The following is an 18048-nucleotide window of genomic DNA, read 5'->3' on the forward strand; positions in this document are numbered from 1 at the left end:
ACGCAACCATAAGGGGGCAACGGCACCCCACCGTAGTCCGCGCGTTGGGCCCGTGGCACATTGCCGGCTCCTGTTGCCGGTGCGCGACAGGCGAGCATCCCGGGAGCGACCCTCGTGACCACCCTCTACGTGAGCCATCCCGCCAGCTTCGATCACGAGGTCCCCGAGGGGCATCCGGAGCGGCCGGCCCGGATGCGCGCGGTGGAGCGGGCCCTGGAGGACGAGCGCTTCGCGGGCCTCGTGCGGGCCACGGCGCCCCGGGGCGAGATCGAGGCCGTCACCCTCGCGCACCCGCGCGAGTACGTGGACGCGCTGGTGGCGGCGGTGCCCGAGCACGGCATGGTCGGCATCGACTCCGACACGATCCTGTCGGCGGGCAGCCTCGAGGCGACGCTGCGGGCCGTGGGCGGCGGGATGCACGCCGTCGACGCCGTCGTCGGCGGCGAGTGCCGCAACGCCTTCGTGGCCATGCGCCCGCCCGGCCACCACGCCGAGCGGACCCGCGCGATGGGCTTCTGCCTGTTCAACCACGCCGCCATCGCGGCCCTGCACGCCCGGAAGAAGCACGGCGCCGAGCGGGTGGCGCTCGTGGACTGGGACGTCCACCACGGCAACGGCAGCCAGGACATCTTCTGGAACGACGCCTCGGTGCTCTACTGCTCGACCCACCAGATGCCGCTCTATCCCGGGACCGGATCACCGTCCGAGCGGGGCGAGAAGGACACGATCGTCAACGTGCCGCTGCGGCCGAACGATGACGGCGAGGTGTTCCGCGAGGCGTTCGAGACCGGCATCCTCTCCCGCCTGGAGGCCTTCCGGCCGGACGTGATCGTGATCTCCGCCGGCTTCGACGCGCACCGGCTGGACCCGCTCGCCAACCTGCGGCTGGAGGCCGAGGATTTCGGCTGGGCGACCCGCCGCCTGATGGACCTGGCCGAGCGCTGCGCGGACGGCCGGGTCGTCTCGATCCTCGAGGGCGGCTACAGCCTCGAGGGGCTCGGCAAGTCGGTGGCCGCCCATGTCGACGCGCTGATGGGCCGCTGACGGCGGCGACGTTGCGGCCGTCCGGCGGCACGCGATAATCGGCGTCTCGGAGGAGATCGCCGCCATGCCGCCACGGAGCCGACTAAGCCCGTCACCGCGGAGCATTCCCGTCCCGGCCGCGGGCACCGGTCGATGACGCTCGCGGGCTTCCTGACCTACGCGCTGGCCCTCGGGGTCGCCGCCGCGATCCCCGGGCCCGGCGTCGTCGCCCTCGTCGCCCGGGCCCTGGGCGCGGGTTTCGGCGCCGCGATGGCCTTCTCGCTCGGCCTGATCCTCGGCGACCTGACCTATCTCGCCGCCGCGATCTTCGGCCTGTCGCTGATCGCGGAGGCGCTCGGGGCGGTCTTCGTCGTCGTCCGCTACGGCGCGGCGCTCTACCTGGCCTACCTGGCGTTCCGGCTCTGGCGCGCGGCCGGAGCCGCAGCCCGGGTCGAGGGCGAATCGCGGGACCGGCCGTGGACCAGCTTCGTCGCCGGGCTGACCATCACCTTGGGCAATCCGAAGACGATCGTCTTCTACCTCGCCATCCTGCCAACGCTCGTCGATCTGCGCGGCGTGACGGCGAAGGAGTGCGTCACCCTCGTCGTCATCACGGCCGCGACCCTGTTCGCCGTCATGACGCCCTACGCGGCGCTGGCGGCGCGGGCGCGCGAGACTCTCCGGCGGCCGGCCTTTCGCGCGCGGCTGAACCGCGGAGCCGCGGCGATCATGGCCGGCGCGGCATTCTGGACCGTCCTGCGCCGCGCCTGACCGGGGCGCTCTTCCGGGCCTCAGCCCTCCAGGGGCTCGTCGCCCAGGAGCTCGATCCCGAAGCCCGAGAGGCCGACATAGGAGCGGGACGAGGTGGCGAGGTTGCGGATCGAGACCACGCCGAGATCGCGCAGGATCTGGGCGCCGAGCCCGACCTCGCGCCACTGCCGCGCCCGGAGCGCCTCCGTGCCCTCGTCGGTGACGCTCTTGACCGGGACACCCGCGGTGCCGTCTCGGAGATAGACCAGCACGCCGCGCCCGGCCGCCGCGAAGCGCTTGAGCACGGCGTCGATCTGCTTGCCGCCGCCGATCACGTCGGCCGCGACGTTGGAGCGGTGCAGGCGCACCAGCACGTCGCGGCCGTCGCCGATCTCGCCCATCACGAACGCGAATTGCTGGATCGACTCGAAGGGCGTCGAGAACACGTAAGCGTTCAGGTCGCCGTGGTTCGAGCGCACCGGGAAGTGCCCGACCCGCTCCACCAGCCGGTCGCGGGCCTGCCGATAGGCGATCAGGTCGGCCACCGAGACCTGCTTGAGGCCGTGCTTCTCCGCGAAGGTCTCGATCTGCGGTCCCTTCATGACCGTGCCGTCGTCGTTGGCGAGCTCGCAGATCACGCCCACGGGCGGCAGCTCGGCGAGGCGGCACAGGTCGACGGCGGCCTCGGTGTGGCCCGAGCGCATGAGCACGCCGCCGTCGCGGGCGATCAGCGGGAAGACGTGGCCGGGCCGCACGAAGTCGCCCGCGCCCATGTTGCCGTTGGCCAGCGCCCGCACCGTGTTGCAGCGCTGCTCCGCCGAGATGCCGGTCGTCAGCCCGTGCTTGACGTCGACCGTGACCGTGAAGGCCGTGCCCAGCGGCGCGTCGTTCGACGCGACCATCGGGGCGAGGTGCAGGCGTCGCGCCTCGCTCTGGGTGATCGGCGCGCAGACGATGCCGCAGGTGTTGCGGATGATGAACGCCATCTTCTCCGGCGTGCAGAGCGAGGCGGCGACGACGAGGTCGCCCTCGTTCTCGCGGTCGTCGTCGTCGGTGACGACCACGATCTCGCCGCGGGCGAAGGCCGCGATGGCCTCTGTGACGGTGCAGTGGGGCACGGGCATTCTCGGGTCGTTGAGGCGAGGGCCAGGATCAGGGCTGCTGCCCGACCTGCCCGCGATGGCGCAGATAGTGATCGGCGAGCACGCAGGCCATCATGGCCTCCGCAACCGGCACGGCGCGGATGCCGACACAGGGATCGTGCCGGCCCTTGGTGACGAGATCGACCTCGCCGCCGTCGCGGGTGACGGAGCGGCGCGGGGTCAGGATCGAGGAGGTCGGCTTCACGGCGAACCGCACCACCACCGGCTCGCCGTTGGAGATGCCGCCCAGGATGCCGCCCGCGTGGTTCGCCAGGAAGCGCGGCCGGCCGCCGTTGCCCGCCCGCATCTCGTCCGCGTTGTCCTCGCCGCGCAGGGCCGCCGCCGCGAACCCGTCGCCGATCTCGACGCCCTTCACGGCGTTGATCGACATCATCGCGGCGGCGAGGTCCGCGTCCAGCTTGCCGTAGACCGGTGCGCCGAGGCCGGGCGGCACGCCCTCGGCCACCACCTCGATGACGGCGCCGACCGACGAGCCGTCCTTCCGGAGCCCGTCGAGATAGGTCTCGTAGAAGGACGCCGTCTCGGCATCGGGGCAGAAGAACGGGTTGTTGCCGACCGCGTCCCAGTCCCAGCGGGACCGGTCGACGGCGTGCGGACCCATCTGCACGAGGGCCGCCCGGATGGTCACGCCCGGGATGACTTTGCGCGCCACCGCGCCGGCCGCGACCCGCGCGGCGGTCTCACGCGCCGAGGACCGGCCGCCGCCGCGATAGTCGCGGATTCCGTACTTCACGTCGTAGGTGTAGTCGGCGTGGCCGGGACGGTAGCTGTCGCGGATCTCCGAGTAGTCCTTCGAGCGCTGATCCGTATTCTCGATCATCAGCGCGATCGGGGTGCCGGTGGTGAGCTGGCGGCCGCCGGTGCGGTCGTCCGCGAAGACGCCGGACAGGATCTTCACCTGATCGGGTTCGCGGCGCTGCGTCGTGAAGCGCGACTGGCCGGGCTTCCGGCGATCCAGCTCGGCCTGGATCTCCTCGGCCTCCAGGGGCAGGCCGGGCGGGCAGCCGTCGACGACGCAGCCGAGCGCGATCCCGTGGCTCTCGCCGAAGGTCGTGACGCGGAACAGGTGGCCGAAGGTGTTGTGCGACATGGCGCGGCTGCCTTAGCGCGGGAGCGGCGGGGGCACAAACGATGGTGCGGACTTCCGGCGCTAAGCCGGCTTCGACGCGACGATCGGCTGGACACTGAGCCGGAGGCCGATCGACTTGAGGACGCTCACCAGCGTGTCGAGCTGCGGATTGCCCTTCTCGGACAGGGCCCGATACAGACTCTCGCGGGAGCGGCCCGTCTCCGCCGCAATCTGCGCCATCCCGCGTGCCCGCGCCACGTCGCCGATCGCTGCGGAAATAAGCGCCGGGTCGCCATCCTCCAGCACGGCTTCGATATAGGCCGCGATGCGTTCCGGCGTGTCGAGATGCTCCACGACGTCCCAGTCACGGGTTTCGATGGTCATCGGCCCTGCTCCTGCCGGTTGATTGACTGTGCCTCGCGGATGTCGGGATCCTGAGTTCGCTTGTCGCCACCGCACAGGAGCAGGACAAACGCCTCGCCGCGCTGCGCGAAGTAAACGCGGTAGCCCGGCCCATAATCGATACGCAGCTCGCTCACCCCGGCACTGACGGGTCTCACGTCCCCTGGGTTTCCCAGTGCAAGGCGCTTGATGCGGACGTTGATCCGGGCACGCGCCTGCTCGTCGCGCAACGCAGCGAACCAAGCTGCGAAAATTTCGGTCTGGCGAATCGCCGGCATCGCAGCGCTTGTAGCTTATACGCTACATTTCTAAAACCGAACGCGCTTGCGTATCAAGCCCGCCTCGCGCCTTGAGCGCCCGGTAGGCCGTCACCGCCACCGCGAGGTCAGCCCGCAGCCGCCGCTCATCGCCGAGCGTATCGCGATCGTAGGTGAGCCCCATGATGTGCGCCGCCTCGTAGCCCTCCGGCAGTTCGCCCGCTGTGCCCAGGCTGATCGTTTCATTCGGGAGCCGGTCGGCGAAGTCGGCGAGGCGCGTCCGGAGCCTCGCCCCGCTCGCCCTGAGATGTTCGCCCGCGCCGGCACCGTGCTCGCGGATCGCCGCCACCGTCCCCTGCGCCAGCGACAGATGCACCGCCTCGCGGTGCGCCGGGAACAGGTAGACGAGGTAGTAGCCCCGCGTGGCGCTGGTGGTGACGGCGGGATCGAACACGGCGATCCAGGGGATCGCGGCCCAGTGGCTCCCGCGCCCCGGGCTGCCCTTCACCAAGAACGGCCCGTCGATCGGCTCCAGGGCGGCGCGCAGCTCGTCCGGCGCACCCCTGCGGATGACGGCGGCCAGCGGGTGGCCGGCGGGCGGGTCGAGCCGGGCGAGCGGGTATTCCTCGACGATCCGCCGGAGCGCGTAGCCGAGGCTCACGGCCGCGCCAGCACCCCGCCGGTCATCTCCGCGCGCACGCCGGTGGTCGCCGGGAAGGTGATCGGCAGGCCCTTGAGCGAGCGCACCGCAAGGTACGCGAAGGCCTGCGCCTCCAGATAGGCCGAGGACCAGCCGATCGCGTCCGCGGTCGTGATCTCGGCGCGCAGGTGGTAATTCAGGAGCCGCACCAGCTCGCCGTTGCGGGCGCCGCCGCCGGCCACGATCCAGCGGGTCGGGATCTCGGGGGCGTGGTCGAGGGCGCGGGCCACGGCCCGGGCCGTGAAGGCCGTGAGCGTCGCGGCGCCGTCCTCGGTCGAGAGTTGCCCGGCGAGCTTGTGCGAGAACCAGTTCCGGTCCAGCGACTTCGGCGGTTTGCGGAAGAAGAACGGGTGCGTCAGGAGCCAGGCGAGCAGCTGCTCGTCCGGGCGGCCGCGGGCCGCCGTGCGGCCGCCATCGTCCAGATTCTTGCCCTCGCGCTCCTGCATCCACTCGTCGATCAGGGCGTTGCCGGGACCGGTGTCGAAGGCGATGACGCCGCCCTTGGAATCGATCAGCGTCGCGTTGGCGACGCCGCCGATGTTGAGGATGCCGAAGGGCCCGTCGAAGCCCGACGCCTCGGCGAGCGCCTTGTGGAACACCGGCACCAGCGGCGCCCCCTGCCCGCCCGCCTCGATATCGGCCCGGCGCAGGTCCGAGACGACCGGGATGCCGAGCCGGGTCGCCAGCGCCTGCCCGTCGCCGACCTGGATCGAGATCCGCTGATCCGGACGGTGGATCACGGTCTGCCCGTGGAAGCCGATCACGTCGATCTCGGAGGGATTCAGGCCGTGCTCCTCCAGGAAGCGCTCCACGGCCTCGGCATGGGCGAGGGTGACGAAGGCCTCGGCCTCCGGCAGACGCCCGGGCCGGTCGGCGGGATGGAGGACGGATTCGGCGTCCTTGGTGGCCGCGCGCAGCAGCGCCTTCTCGTCGTCGGCGTAGCCGCGGTAACCGGTGGGGCCCAGCGGCTCGAGGAAGTTGTTGTGGCCCTTCACCACGTGGACGCGCTCGCCGTCGGTCTCGATCAGCGCGATGTCGACGCCGTCCAGCGAGGTGCCGCTCATCAGTCCGATCGCGCGCATCATCGCCATGCCGTGCTGCCCCGTGCCTTTCGGCCAACGCCCTGCTAAGAGCGCGCCGTATCCTGAACCCAGCGCGAGCTAGCATGCGGGGCCTCGGCCTGTCGCGCCAGCGCGCGACCCGAGATGGCATCCATGACCGCCGAGAGCTTCGCGCCGAAATCCGACTTCCTGCGGATCCTGACCGAGCGCGGCTATATCCACCAGACCTCGGACCTCGCCGGCATCGACGCCGCGGCCCTCGAGGGCCGGCTGACCACCTATGTCGGCTACGACTGCACGGCGCCCTCGCTCCATGTCGGGCACCTCCTGTCGATCATGATGCTCCACTGGCTGCAGGCCACCGGGGGCAAGCCGATCGCCCTGATGGGCGGCGGCACGACCCGGGTCGGCGACCCGTCCGGCCGCGACGAGACCCGCAAGATCCTCACCGTCGAGCAGATCGACGCCAACAAGGCCGAGATCCGCAAGACCTTCGACCGGTTCCTCCGCTTCGGCGACGCGGCCGGCGACGCCGTGATGGTCGACAACGCCGAGTGGCTGACCAAGCTCAACTACATCGAGATGCTTCGCGACGTCGGCCGCCATTTCTCGGTGAACCGCATGCTGTCGATGGACAGCGTGCGCCTGCGCCTGGAGCGCGACCAGGAGCTGTCGTTCCTCGAATTCAACTACATGATCCTCCAGTCCTACGACTTCGTGGAGCTGAACCGCCGCTACGGCTGCGTCATGCAGATGGGCGGATCGGACCAGTGGGGCAACATCGTCAACGGCATCGATCTCGGCCGCCGCATGGGCACGCCGCAGCTCTACGCCCTGACCTGCCCGCTGCTGACCACGTCGTCCGGCGCCAAGATGGGCAAGACCGCGGCCGGCGCCGTCTGGCTCAACCCGGACATGCTGAAGCCCTACGATTACTGGCAGTTCTGGCGGAACACCGAGGACGCGGACGTCGCCCGCTTCCTCAAGCTGTTCACCCTGCTGCCCATGGAGGAGATCGCGCGCCTCTCCGCCCTCGCCGGCTCCGAGATCAACGCGGCCAAGACGGTGCTGGCCACCGAGGCGACCGCGCTGATGCACGGCCGCGATGCCGCGGAGGCCGCCGCCGAGACCGCCCGCAAGACCTTCGTCGAGGGAACGCTGGCCGCCGACCTGCCGAGCGTCACCGTGCCGTCCTCCGCCCTGGAGACGGGCCTCGGCGTGCTCACCGCCTTCGGGCCGGAGGTAGCCAAGCTCGTGCCGTCCACCAGCGAGGCGCGCCGTCAGATCAAGGGCGGCGGCCTGCGGGTCAACGACGTGGCGGTCACGGACGAGAAGGCCGTCCTCGGCCGCGGCGACGTGACCGCGGACGGGGTCATCAAGCTCTCCTTCGGCAAGAAGCGGCACGTGCTGCTGCGGCCCGAATAGGCCGCCCGAGACCGCCACGAGAGACGGAACGCGTGAGCATAGCCCGCATCCTGGTGATCGACGACGAGCCGCCGATCCGCCGGCTGCTCCGCACCGGTCTCGGGACGCAGGACTACGCGGTCGTCGAGGCCGCCGACGGGGCCGCGGCCCTCGCCGCCCTGGAGGCCGGCGGGGTGGATCTCGCGATCCTCGACCTCGGCCTGCCCGACATGGCCGGCCACGCCCTCCTGGCGGCGATCCGCGAGCGCTGGCCCGGCCTGTCGGTCGTGATCCTGTCGAGCCGCGACGACGAGCGCGGCAAGGTCGAGGCCCTCGATCTCGGCGCCGACGACTACGTCACCAAGCCCTTCGGCATGAACGAGCTGCTGGCCCGCATCCGCGCGGCCCTGCGCCACCGCCTCGCCATGCAGGGGGAGCGGCCGGTCTTCCGGGTCGAGGACCTCTCGGTCGACCTCGTCCGCCGCATCGTCCGCGTCGGCGAGCGCGAGGTGAAGCTGTCGCCGCGGGAATACGAGTTCCTGCGCGTGCTGGTGCAGCACGCCGGCAAGGTGCTCACCCACGCGCAGCTCATGCGCCACGCGCCGGCCTCGTCGGACCCGCAGTACCTGCGCGTCTACATCCGGCAGCTGCGCCAGAAGCTCGAGCCCGATCCCGAGCGCCCGCGCTACCTGCTCACCGAAACCGGGGTCGGCTACCGCCTGCGCGCGCCGGACTGAGCCCGGCGCGCCGGCTCAGGGCTCCAGCCCCTCCTCGACGCGCCGCGCGGCGCGCAGCTTCTCGACCCGCGCCACCGAGAACACCGAGGCCTCGTAGAGGAGCAGCATTGGGATCGCGAGGGAGAGCTGCGAGATGACGTCCGGCGGGGTCAGGATGGCGGCGGCGACGAAGACTAGCACGATCGCGTAGCGACGCTTCTCGCGGAGGAACGCCGCGTCGATGATCCCGATCTGGCCGAGCAGCGTCAGGATCACCGGCAGCTGGAAGGCGATGCCGAACGCGAAGATCAGCGTCATGATCAGCGACAGGTACTCGTCGACCTTCGGGAGCAGCTTGATCGTAGGCTCCCCGGCGACGCCCACCTGCTGGAGCGACACCGAGAACTTGATCAGCAGCGGCATCGCCAGGAAGAACACCACGAGCGCGCCGAGCAGGAAGAAGATCGGGGTGGCGACGAGGTAGGGCAGGAACGCCTTGCGCTCGTTGCGGTAGAGGCCGGGCGCCACGAAGGCGTAGATCTGCGTGGCGATCACCGGGAAGGCCAGGAAGGCCGCGCCGAAGACGCTGAGCTTGATGTTGGTGAAGACCTGCTCGAGGAAGTGCGTGGCGATCAGCTCGGCGTTCTGCGCACCCACGATCGAGACGTAGGGGTAGACCAGCACGTTGTAGATGTCGCGCGAGAAGAAGAAGCACGCGAAGAACATCAGCACGAAGGCGATGAGCGACTTGATCAGTCGCGACCGCAATTCGATCAGGTGCTCGAGCAGGGGCGCCCGGGACGCCTCGATCTCGGCCTCGTCCGCCTCGCTGATCATCGGGCAGCCGTGCCGTTCTTGGACTCTTCGGTGGCGGGGTGTGCGGCGGGCGGGTCGGGCGGAGGGCCGAACGGATCGTCCACCGAGCCGGGCACGGGCAGGGGCGCCTCCGCGACCTCGGTCGCCGGGCCATGGTCCGACGCGCCGGCGGGCGTCACCGGACGCGTCTCGGCGGCGTGAGGCGCCGCCGCGGCTTCCTGCTCGGCCTTCAGCTGCGCCGTGGCGTCGGCCAGCGACCGGGTCTCGACCGGGGGAGTCTCGGGGCCGGGCATCTCCGGACCCATCTTCTCCGGACCCAACTTCTCCGGACCCAACTTCTCCGGACCCATCTTGGCCCGGCCCTCGACGGCGCCCTTCAGCTCGTCGCGGATCGTCTGCACCGGATTGAAGGTCGAGCCGGCCGTGCGGACGGTGTTGCGGATGCCGTCGACCTCGCGCCGGACGTCGTCGAGCTCGGCCTCGCGGATCGCCTCGTTGAACTGCATCTGAAACTCGCCGGCCATGCGGCGCAGCTTCGTGGTGATCTGGCCGACGGTGCGCAGCGCCTTCGGCAGATCCTTCGGCCCGATGACGATGAGGGCGACGCCGCCGATCAGCATCACCTCGCCCCAGCTCATGTCCAGCATGTCGTCGACGGTCCTGCTGCCCCGAGATCCGGCACGGCGGCCGGACCCCGTCAGGCTCTACACGAGCGCGCGCGCTCTGACAGTCCTACAGTCAAGCTCGCCGTCAGACCGGCTTGCGCTCGCCGCCGGGAATATGGTTCGCCGGGATCGCGGTGCCGGGGCTCGTCTCGGCGGTGTGCGGGATGGTGCGGACCGGCTCGGCCGGAGGCGGCGCGGCCTGGGCCGCCGGCGGGGTCTCGTCCTCGGCCATGCCTTTCTTGAAGGCCTTGATGCCCTTCGCGACGTCGCCCATCAGGTCGGACACCTTGCCGCGTCCGAAGAGCAGCATCACGATGACCGCGACGATGACCCAGTGCCAGATACTCATGCTGCCCATGGCAACCTCCTGCGGGCGCCCCGAAGAAGCGGGAGCGTGACGCCACGTCCGGTTGAGGATTTCGGGGCGAACCTAGGGATCGCGCCGCCCGAACACAAGCAGAGGCGATGCCACGGCCGGTGGAAGGCCGCGATGGAACGCCGCGCGGTGTCTCAGGTCAGGCGGCGGCGAGGGCCGCGGCGAAGCGGTCGCGGGCTTCCGCGACGTCGAGCCCGTCGCCGGCGGGATCGAGCCGCGCCAGCGCGGCGGCGGCGCGCCGCGCGGCCTCGCCGGTCAGTTCGGGCGCCGCCTCGGCCACGGCCTGCATCTCGTCGCGCGCGCCGTTGCAGTGGAGGCCGATGTCGATCCCCGCCGCGAAGGCGCGCTCCGTCCGGTCGCGGAACGCGCCGGTCAGCGCGTGCATGGACAGGTCGTCGGTCATCAGCAGGCCGTCGAAGCCGATGGCGCCGCGGATGATGTCGCGGATGACGGTGTCCGACTGGGTCGCCGGCCGGTCGGGGTCGATGGCGGTGAAGACGACGTGCGCGCTCATCGCCATCGGCAGGTCCGCGAGGGCGCGGAAGGTGCGGAAATCCTGCCCGGCGAGATCCGCCCGGGTCGCGTCGACCACCGGGAGGCCGTGGTGGCTGTCGCAGGTGGCGCGCCCGTGCCCGGGAATGTGCTTCATGACCGGCAGGACGCCGCCGGCCATCAGGCCCTCGGCGACGGCGCGTCCGATCTCGGCGACCCGCTCCGGACTCGTCGCGTAGGCGCGGTCGCCGATGATGTCGTGCGAGCCCGGCGCCGGCACGTCGAGGACGGGGGCGCAGTCGACGTTGATGCCGACCTCGGCGAGGTCGTGCGCCATGAGGCGCGCGCCGAGCCGGGCGACGGTCGCGGCGCTGCCGTTCAGGCGGCCGTAGCGGCCGCCGGCCGGATAGGCCGGCCAGTGGGGCGGACCCATCCGCTGGACCCGGCCGCCTTCCTGGTCGATCAGGATCGGCGCCCGGTCGGACCCGACGCAGTCCCGGAGTGCCCCGGTGAGGGCGCGGACCTCGTCGGGCGTCCCGATGTTGCGCTTGAACAGGATGAAGCCCCAGGGCTTCACGTCCCGGAAGAAGGCCCTCTCCTCCGCCGTGAGCGACGGGCCGGTGCAGCCGAGAATCAGGGCGCGGGAGGTCATCTGGAACGACTCGGGGACAGCTCGGTTGCGGCGCGAAGACGGCGCGAGAACGGCGGCGGGGCCGCCGGGCGGCGCGAATCGATGGCGACAGAGTCGGGCGGGATCGGGGAGCCGGCAAGACCAAACCGCGGCCCCGGAGCGGTGGCCGGGGCGATCGCGCCGCCCGTGTTGCCGTGCGGACTCGCCCGCGCGGCCGGTGCAGATCACCGCGTGCGGGTGCGCCGACCCGTACGCGGTGTGCCGTCAGGCCCTCAATTCTTGGCCACGAAGCACTGGCCACCCGCGCCCTGAAGGGCGCTGCACAGGCTCGCGGCCTGGGCCTTCTCCAGCGGTCCGACGCGGACGCGGTAGATCGTCTTGCCGTTGACCTCGGCCTGCCGGATCAGCTCGGGCTTGCCGGCGAGCTGCGAGTACTTGGCCTGCATCTGACGGAAGGCGGCCTTCGCCTCCGCGGCGGAGCTGCGCACTCCGAGCTGGACCGAGAAGCCGCTGACCGGGCCGGACTTCACGGCGTCGTCGTCGGTCGTGGTGCTGGCGGTGGTATCGGGCGCGGCCCCCCCGGCCGGGGCGACGGCGGCAATGCGCTGGGCGGCCTTCGGCGGCGGCTTCACAGCCACCGGCTTGGGCGCCGGCTGCTCGACCGCGGCTTCCGGCTGGGCGTCGACGGGCGTGGCCGTGGTCGCCGGCATGGCTGCGGCGGTCTGGCGGACGGCCCTGGACTTCGGGGCCGGCGGGGCGGGCGGCTCGTCGCTCGGCAGGACCATGGTGGGGATCGGGGCCGGCCCGGCATCGGCGGCCTGCTGCTCGCGCGGTGGCGGCGCGGGCGGCGCCTCGGGTTTGACCGCCACGGTGCGGACGCGGCGCGGCTCCCCGAAGGCCTCGAACGGGCCGCTGCCCGGCGTCGTGCCGCCCTGGGCGCCGCTCGGCTGCGACGGGCCCTGGGCCGCCCGCGCGGCCTCGGCCACGTCGAGGGGCTGCTCCTCGCGGTTCACGATCTTGATCTGGCCGTCCTTCTTGCCCTTCGGGTCGTAGATCTGCCGGTTCTGATCCGGGATCTCGACGCCGTCGGCGACCTTCGGGGCGACCTTGAGGGGCGTGGAATCGGCCTGGACCACCGGCACGCCGCCGTGGCCCGAATTGCTCAGGCCCTTGTAGGTGAGCGCCCCTGTGACGGCGAGCGCCACCACGGCGACGCCGGCACCCACCGAGACGAGCCGCCGCCGCGGATTGGCGCGCCGGAGCGCGCGGGTGTCCGCGTAGGTCTCCTCGTCGCCGGTCGAGGTCGGGCCGCTCTCCGGAGCGTAGCCGACGCCCTCGCGGTGCGTGTCCTGCTCCACCGAGGCGAGATACTGGTCGAACGCGTCGGCCGGCGTGGCCTTGGCGGGTTCCGGGGCGAAGCTCGGCTCGACCCGGGCATTCCAGGCGGCCTGCTGCGGGGCGGCCGGCGCGACGGCGCGCATCTCGTCGCGGGCCGCGAGCAGCGCCCGGAACGGGTCGTCCTGGCCGACGATGCGGGCGAGTTCCGCCAGCGGGTCGCCCTTGCCGGACGCCTGCGGCGCCTGGCCCTTCTCCTGACGCAGATCGCGCGCGAGGGCGTCCAAATCGACCTGAGCGCGCGAAGCGTTCGTCATGGCAGCATCCTCACATCAACGCCGAAGACCGGCCCGATGCACTCGGGCCTATCGCATCTCGTCCGGCGCGGTCACACCGAGAATCGCAAGGCCGGCCGCCAGCGTGCTCCGCAGAGCTTCGACGAGCGCCAGCCGAACCCACGTCGACTTTCGGTCGGTTGCATTAACAAACCGTAATTGCGGCAAGTCTTTGCCCTTGTTCCAGAAACTATGCAGCGCCGAGGCCAGTTCATAGAGGTGGAAGGCGATTCTGTGCGGCTCGTGCGCCAGCGCCGCGGATTCGAGGACCCGCGGGTACTGCGCGATGAGGCGCATCATCTCGATCTCGCCCGGGTCGCTCAGTACGGAGAAATCCGCCTCGCGGGCCAGCGCCGCGGCCGAGAGGTCGGCGTCCGGGAAGGCCTCGCGCGCCTGCCGTTGCACCGAGCGGACGCGGGCATGGGCGTACTGGACGTAGAAGACCGGGTTGTCCTTGGTTTGCTCAACGACCTTGGCGAGGTCGAAATCCAGGGTCGCGTCGTTCTTCCGGTAGAGCATCATGAACCGGATCGCGTCGCGGCCGACCTCGTCGATCACGTCGCGCAGGGTCACGAACTCGCCGGCCCGCTTGGACATCTTGACCGGCTCGCCTGCGCGCAACAGCCGCACGAGCTGGCAGAGCTTGACGTCGAGCGTGGCCTTGCCGTCGCTGACCGCCTTCACGGCGGCCTGCATGCGCTTCACGTAGCCGCCGTGATCGGCGCCCAGGACGTCGATCAGCTCGGTCGCCCCGGCGAGGTACTTGGCCCTGTGGTAGGCGATGTCGGAGGCGAAGTACGTGTACGAGCCGTCCGACTTCAGCAGCGGGCGGTCGCTGTCGTCCCCGAATTCCCGAGTGCGGAACAGCGTCTGCTCGCGATCCTCCCAATCCTCCGGCAGCTGCCCCTTGGGCGGTGGCAGGCGTCCCTCGTAGACGAGGCCCTTGGCGCGCAGCTCCGCGAGCAGGGACTTCACGGCCCCGCTCTCCTGGAGCGTGCGCTCGGAGAAGAACACGTCGTGGCGGATGCCGATCGCCGCCAGGTCGGCCCGGATCATCTCCATCATCATGCCGAGCGCGGTATCGCGCACCGCGGGCAGCCACTCCGCCTCCGGCTTGTCGAGGAGCGCGCGACCGTGGGTCTCGGCCAGCGCGGCGCCCACGGGCTTCAGGTAGTCGCCCGGGTAGAGCCCCTCGGCGATGGCGAACGGCTCGCCCATGGCCTCGCGGTAGCGCTGGAAGGCCGAGCGGGCCAGCACGTCGACCTGAACGCCGGCGTCGTTGATGTAGTATTCCCGCGTCACCTGCCGGCCGGCGGCGACGAGCAGGTTGCACAGGGCGTCGCCGAACACCGCGCCGCGGCCGTGCCCGACATGCATCGGTCCCGTCGGGTTCGCCGACACGTACTCGACGTTGATCGGGCCGCCGGGCAGCCGCGCGCGGCCGAACGCCTCCGGCGCCGTCAGCGCGTCGCGCACGACCGCGTGGAAGATCGCGGGGTCGAGCCGCAGGTTGATGAAGCCCGGCCCGGCGACGCTCGCCTCGACGATCCGCGGGTCCGCGCGGAGTTCCGCCGCCAGTGCCTCGCCGAGCGCCTTCGGATTGGTCCGCGCCTCCTTGGCGAGCACCAGGGCGGCGTTCGTGGCGAGATCGCCGTGCGACGCGTCGCGGGGCGGCTCGACGACCACGCGGCCCAGGTCGAGGCCCTCGGGCAGGTGGCCGGCGCGGGTCAGCGCCTCCACGGCCTCGCGCACGCGCGCCTCGAACAGGGCGAAGATGTTCATGGGTCTCGATCTCGCTCGCGCGGGGGTCTCGTCGCCCGGCCCGTCCGGCCTGCGCCCGCCCCGGCGGTCTAGCAAGGGGGCGGGAGGGTGTCACGGCGCCGGGCCGCGCACCGACCGCGCGGAATGGGCGGTCGCGGCATCGCTCCGGTAACCACGTGCGCGTCGCCGACGGGTTATCCCGCGCGACGAATACGGATCGGCCAGTGTCCGTCTTGTCTCGGTCGAGACGACACGGTGTCATCGTCGGCGATCGTGAGTAGGCCGATCGCGGAGTTACTGATGAAGACCTTGACGATTGCGGGCACGGCGCTCTGCGCGCTCATCCTGGCCGCGCCGAGTGCCGAGGCGGGCGGGTTCCGCGGCGGCGGATTCCATGGCGGCGGATTCTACGGCGGCGGCTTCCGCGGCGGTTACCGGGGCGGCTACGGCTACCGCGGCGGCTACGCGGCCCGCGGCTTCTACGGGCGCGGCTACGGCTACGGCTACCGCGGCGGCTACGGTCGGGCCCTCGGCTACGGGCTGGCCGGCGCGGGGATCGGACTCGGGCTCGGGCTCGCCGCCGGCAGCGTCTACGGCGGCTACGGCTATGGCGGCTACGGTTACGGCTACCCGGCCGCCTACGGCGGCTACGGTTACGGCTATCCCGCCGCCTACGGTGGCTACGGCTACGGCGGGTGCTACGGCAGCTTCACCTGCGGCTGCGGCTGCTGACACGCGCCGGCCCCGCGCCGGGCCTTCAGGGCTCGGCGAGGGGCAGGCCCCGGCTGGGCAGCTCCCAGTGGAGGTCCGGCGTCGTCGCGTAGAGCTTGCGGTGCGCCAGGACCGCGTAGGTGTCGGTCATGCCGGCGATGTAGTCGGCGACACGGCGGCCGACCCGGGCCTCGGTGGCCCCGTCGAGACCGGCGCTCCACTCCTCCGGCATCCGGGACGGCGCCGCGGTGAACGCGGCGAACAGGTCGTTGACGATGGCGTCGGCCTTCTTCCGCACGGCCACCACGCCGGGATGCCGATACATCCGCTCCCACAGGAAGCGCATGATCTCGGCGTCGGCCGCCGCGATCTCCGGCGAGAAGACGATGACCGGCTGATCCGCGTTGCGGATGTCCTCGACGCGGTGCGGATCTGCCTCGGCGATGCGGCGGCCACCCTCGCGGATGACGTCCTCGACGAAGCGGGTGATCACCCGGCGGGCGAGCTCGTGGATCATCCGCGACGGCTCCAGGCCCGGATGCAGCCGGTCGATCTCGTCGAGCAGCCCGGCCAGGAAGGGGACCGCCCGCAGCTCCGGGATCTCGAACAGGCCGGCGCGCAGCCCGTCGTCGAGGTCGTGGGCCGCGTAGGCGATGTCGTCCGCCAGGGAGGCGGCCTGGGCCTCGGGACCGGCCTGGCTCCACAGGTCGAGGGGATTGAGCGCGTCGTATTCCAGGATCGCCGCCGGGATGCCGCGGGCGGCGTAGCGGGGCGTCGGGTGGCCGTCCGCGGTGAGCAGCGGACCGTTGTGCTTGACGAGGCCCTCCAGCGTCTCCCAGGCGAGGTTCAGCCCGTCGAAGCCGGCGTAGCGCCGCTCCAGCCGGGTGACGATCCGCAGCGCCTGGGCGTTGTGGTCGAAGCCGCCGTGGCGCGCCATGCAGGCGTCGAGGGCGTCCTCGCCGGTATGGCCGAAGCAGGTGTGGCCGAGGTCGTGGCTGAGGGCCAGAGCTTCCGCGAGGTCCTCGTCGAGCCCGAGGGCGCGCGCGAGCGCCCGGCCGATCTGGCTCACCTCCAGGGTGTGGGTCAGGCGGGTGCGGTAGTGGTCGCCCTCGTGATGCACGAAGACCTGCGTCTTGTGCTTCAGCCGCCGGAACGCCGTCGAGTGGATGATCCGGTCCCGGTCGCGCTGGAAGTCGCTGCGGGTCGGCGAGCCGGCCTCCGGGATCAGGCGGCCCCGGGTGCGGGCCGGGTCGGTGGCGTAGGGCGCGCGCCAGCGCTCACCGTTCGGTCGCACGGCATCCGCTCTGTAACTCACGCACCCTGCTCATGACGGCTCCCCGCCCGGCGCGTTGCGGCGCGGGCTTGAGGCCCATATCTTGTGGGCCGAGGCGCCCTCGGCAACGGGCCGGGCGCGCCGTCCACCGAACGAATGCGTGGCCAGAGACCGATGGCTGAGATCACCCTGACCGCCCGCGCGGCCAAGCGCATCAACGAGATCATGGTGGCGGAGCCGGCCGGCTCGTCGCTGCGGATCAGCGTCAACGGCGGCGGCTGCTCGGGCTTCTCGTACGCCTTCGACGTCACCCGCGCTCGGGAGTCGCAGGACGTCGCGATCGAGCGCGACGGCGCCACCGTGATCGTCGATCCGGTCTCGCTCGAGTACATGAGCGGCTCGACCATCGATTTCGTGAACGACCTGATCGGGCAGTCCTTCAAGATCGAGAACCCGCTCGCCACCGCCTCCTGCGGCTGCGGCACCTCCTTCTCGTTGTAGCGCCCGGCCCGGCGCCGCCGCGCCGTTGCGTCCGTACGACACCTTTCCCGGCTCGATCGCCCGGGCCGGCGCGCGCGATTGCCTCGCCCGGCAAAACACGGCACGGCTAGGGCATCCCCGCGAGAGCCCTGGTCCGGACGCTGCCATGAACCACCCGAAGGCCCGTCTCCGCCTCCGGTCGGCCTGGGCGGCGGCCGTCACGCTGGCCCTCCTCGGCCTCGCGCCGGCACCGCTCGCCGCGCAGGAGGGCGCCGCCGCCGTCCAGGACGTGACGGTCAACGACGTGGTGATCCCGCTGGGCGGTACGCTGCTGAAGGCCCCGAAGCTGACGGCCAGCGGCACCCGCCTCTCCAAGGAGGATCTCGCGGCGATCCTGCGCCCGGATTCCAACGTGTCCTGGGAGCAGCGCCTCGCCCGGCTCGACGCCGGCAGCCTGACCGTCCCGGTCCTCGTCTCCGAGAACGCGGGTCCCGGCGAGAACCGGCAGACCGTCACCTACCGCGACGTGGTCGCCCGCGACATCCGCGCCGGCCGCGTCGGCGAGCTGACGGCGGCCGGGGCGACGGGCAGCTCCGTCGCGGGGGCGGACCCCGGGGCCGGGAGCCAC

General features: G+C 71.6%; 19 protein-coding genes and 1 pseudogene. 7 read left to right on the top strand and 13 right to left on the bottom strand.

Translation table 11 applies throughout. From position 1 onward, the window contains the following. The first annotated feature begins 114 nt into the window (after positions 1-114). The gene (locus ACLBYE_RS07875; protein WP_447693727.1) at positions 115-1044 is read left to right on the top strand and encodes a histone deacetylase family protein; all 930 of its coding nucleotides are present in this window, start codon (positions 115-117) and stop codon (positions 1042-1044) included. A 132-nt stretch (positions 1045-1176) separates the two neighbouring features. After that, positions 1177-1794, top strand: a complete 618-nt coding sequence (locus tag ACLBYE_RS07880) for a LysE family translocator (protein ID WP_447693728.1) — start codon at positions 1177-1179, stop codon at positions 1792-1794. A 20-nt stretch (positions 1795-1814) separates the two neighbouring features. Here ACLBYE_RS07880 and ribB read toward each other — a convergent pair whose 3' ends face one another. From ribB to ACLBYE_RS07910, 6 genes are read right to left on the bottom strand one after another with little or no spacing between them, the layout of a single operon-like run. Then, complete coding sequence (ribB, locus tag ACLBYE_RS07885) at positions 1815-2891, bottom strand: 3,4-dihydroxy-2-butanone-4-phosphate synthase (protein ID WP_042675272.1); 1077 nt, start codon at positions 2889-2891, stop codon at positions 1815-1817. Positions 2892-2925: 34 nt separating this feature from the next. Then, positions 2926-4026 (bottom strand): chorismate synthase, encoded by a 1101-nt coding sequence (gene aroC, locus ACLBYE_RS07890; RefSeq protein WP_447693729.1) that lies wholly within the window; start codon positions 4024-4026, stop codon positions 2926-2928. Positions 4027-4086: 60 nt separating this feature from the next. Further along, positions 4087-4389 (bottom strand): addiction module antidote protein, encoded by a 303-nt coding sequence (locus ACLBYE_RS07895; RefSeq protein ID WP_447693730.1) that lies wholly within the window; start codon positions 4387-4389, stop codon positions 4087-4089. Beyond that, positions 4386-4685, bottom strand: coding sequence for a type II toxin-antitoxin system RelE/ParE family toxin (locus ACLBYE_RS07900; protein WP_447693731.1), 300 nt, complete (start codon positions 4683-4685; stop codon positions 4386-4388). Before ACLBYE_RS07900 ends, ACLBYE_RS07895 begins: the two co-directional genes overlap by 4 nt. Before the next feature lie 22 nt (positions 4686-4707). Beyond that, positions 4708-5325 carry a DUF3578 domain-containing protein gene (locus tag ACLBYE_RS07905; RefSeq protein WP_447693732.1) on the bottom strand — a complete coding sequence of 206 codons (618 nt, stop codon included), beginning with the start codon at positions 5323-5325 and terminating at the stop codon, positions 4708-4710. Beyond that, positions 5322-6455: an anhydro-N-acetylmuramic acid kinase gene (locus tag ACLBYE_RS07910; protein ID WP_447693733.1), complete on the bottom strand. Its 1134-nt coding sequence runs from the start codon at positions 6453-6455 to the stop codon at positions 5322-5324. Before ACLBYE_RS07910 ends, ACLBYE_RS07905 begins: the two co-directional genes overlap by 4 nt. Positions 6456-6578: 123 nt before the next feature. Here ACLBYE_RS07910 and tyrS point away from each other — a divergent pair, with 123 nt between their 5' ends. After that, a complete protein-coding gene (tyrS, locus tag ACLBYE_RS07915; protein ID WP_447693743.1) occupies positions 6579-7850 on the top strand; it encodes a tyrosine--tRNA ligase in 1272 nt (423 codons plus the stop codon). A 32-nt stretch (positions 7851-7882) separates the two neighbouring features. Then, entirely contained in the window at positions 7883-8566 is a 684-nt protein-coding gene (locus ACLBYE_RS07920) for a response regulator (RefSeq protein ID WP_447693734.1), read from the top strand. Positions 8567-8581: 15 nt separating this feature from the next. Here ACLBYE_RS07920 and tatC read toward each other — a convergent pair whose 3' ends face one another. The 6 genes from tatC to argS all read right to left on the bottom strand — a co-directional run bounded on the left by tatC (position 8582) and on the right by argS (position 14977). Next, positions 8582-9382: a twin-arginine translocase subunit TatC gene (tatC, locus tag ACLBYE_RS07925; RefSeq protein WP_020092044.1), complete on the bottom strand. Its 801-nt coding sequence runs from the start codon at positions 9380-9382 to the stop codon at positions 8582-8584. Beyond that, positions 9379-10008: a Sec-independent protein translocase protein TatB gene (gene tatB / locus ACLBYE_RS07930; protein WP_447693735.1), complete on the bottom strand. Its 630-nt coding sequence runs from the start codon at positions 10006-10008 to the stop codon at positions 9379-9381. Before tatB ends, tatC begins: the two co-directional genes overlap by 4 nt. 103 nt (positions 10009-10111) lie before the next feature. After that, positions 10112-10384 (bottom strand): twin-arginine translocase TatA/TatE family subunit, encoded by a 273-nt coding sequence (locus ACLBYE_RS07935; RefSeq protein ID WP_447693736.1) that lies wholly within the window; start codon positions 10382-10384, stop codon positions 10112-10114. Positions 10385-10541: 157 nt separating this feature from the next. After that, positions 10542-11546 carry a beta-N-acetylhexosaminidase gene (gene nagZ, locus ACLBYE_RS07940; protein ID WP_447693737.1) on the bottom strand — a complete coding sequence of 335 codons (1005 nt, stop codon included), beginning with the start codon at positions 11544-11546 and terminating at the stop codon, positions 10542-10544. 251 nt (positions 11547-11797) lie between these two features. Next, a complete protein-coding gene (locus tag ACLBYE_RS07945; RefSeq protein WP_447693738.1) occupies positions 11798-13177 on the bottom strand; it encodes an SPOR domain-containing protein in 1380 nt (459 codons plus the stop codon). A 48-nt stretch (positions 13178-13225) separates the two neighbouring features. After that, positions 13226-14977 carry an arginine--tRNA ligase gene (argS, locus tag ACLBYE_RS07950; RefSeq protein WP_447693739.1) on the bottom strand — a complete coding sequence of 584 codons (1752 nt, stop codon included), beginning with the start codon at positions 14975-14977 and terminating at the stop codon, positions 13226-13228. Positions 14978-15256: 279 nt separating this feature from the next. On the opposite strand from argS, the gene ACLBYE_RS07955 reads away from it, so the two are divergent. Beyond that, positions 15257-15688 carry a hypothetical protein gene (locus tag ACLBYE_RS07955; protein WP_447693740.1) on the top strand — a complete coding sequence of 144 codons (432 nt, stop codon included), beginning with the start codon at positions 15257-15259 and terminating at the stop codon, positions 15686-15688. 25 nt (positions 15689-15713) lie between these two features. Here the strand turns inward: ACLBYE_RS07955 and ACLBYE_RS07960 are convergent, their stop codons facing one another. Further along, complete coding sequence (locus tag ACLBYE_RS07960) at positions 15714-16961, bottom strand: deoxyguanosinetriphosphate triphosphohydrolase (protein WP_447693741.1); 1248 nt, start codon at positions 16959-16961, stop codon at positions 15714-15716. Positions 16962-17114: 153 nt separating this feature from the next. On the opposite strand from ACLBYE_RS07960, the gene ACLBYE_RS07965 reads away from it, so the two are divergent. Then, positions 17115-17441, top strand: a complete 327-nt coding sequence (locus ACLBYE_RS07965; protein WP_447693742.1) for a HesB/IscA family protein — start codon at positions 17115-17117, stop codon at positions 17439-17441. A 145-nt stretch (positions 17442-17586) separates the two neighbouring features. Continuing rightward, a pseudogene (locus ACLBYE_RS07970) lies at positions 17587-18048 on the top strand (hypothetical protein); the annotation flags it as partial.

The sequence above is a fragment of the Methylobacterium sp. A52T genome (assembly GCF_053346095.1).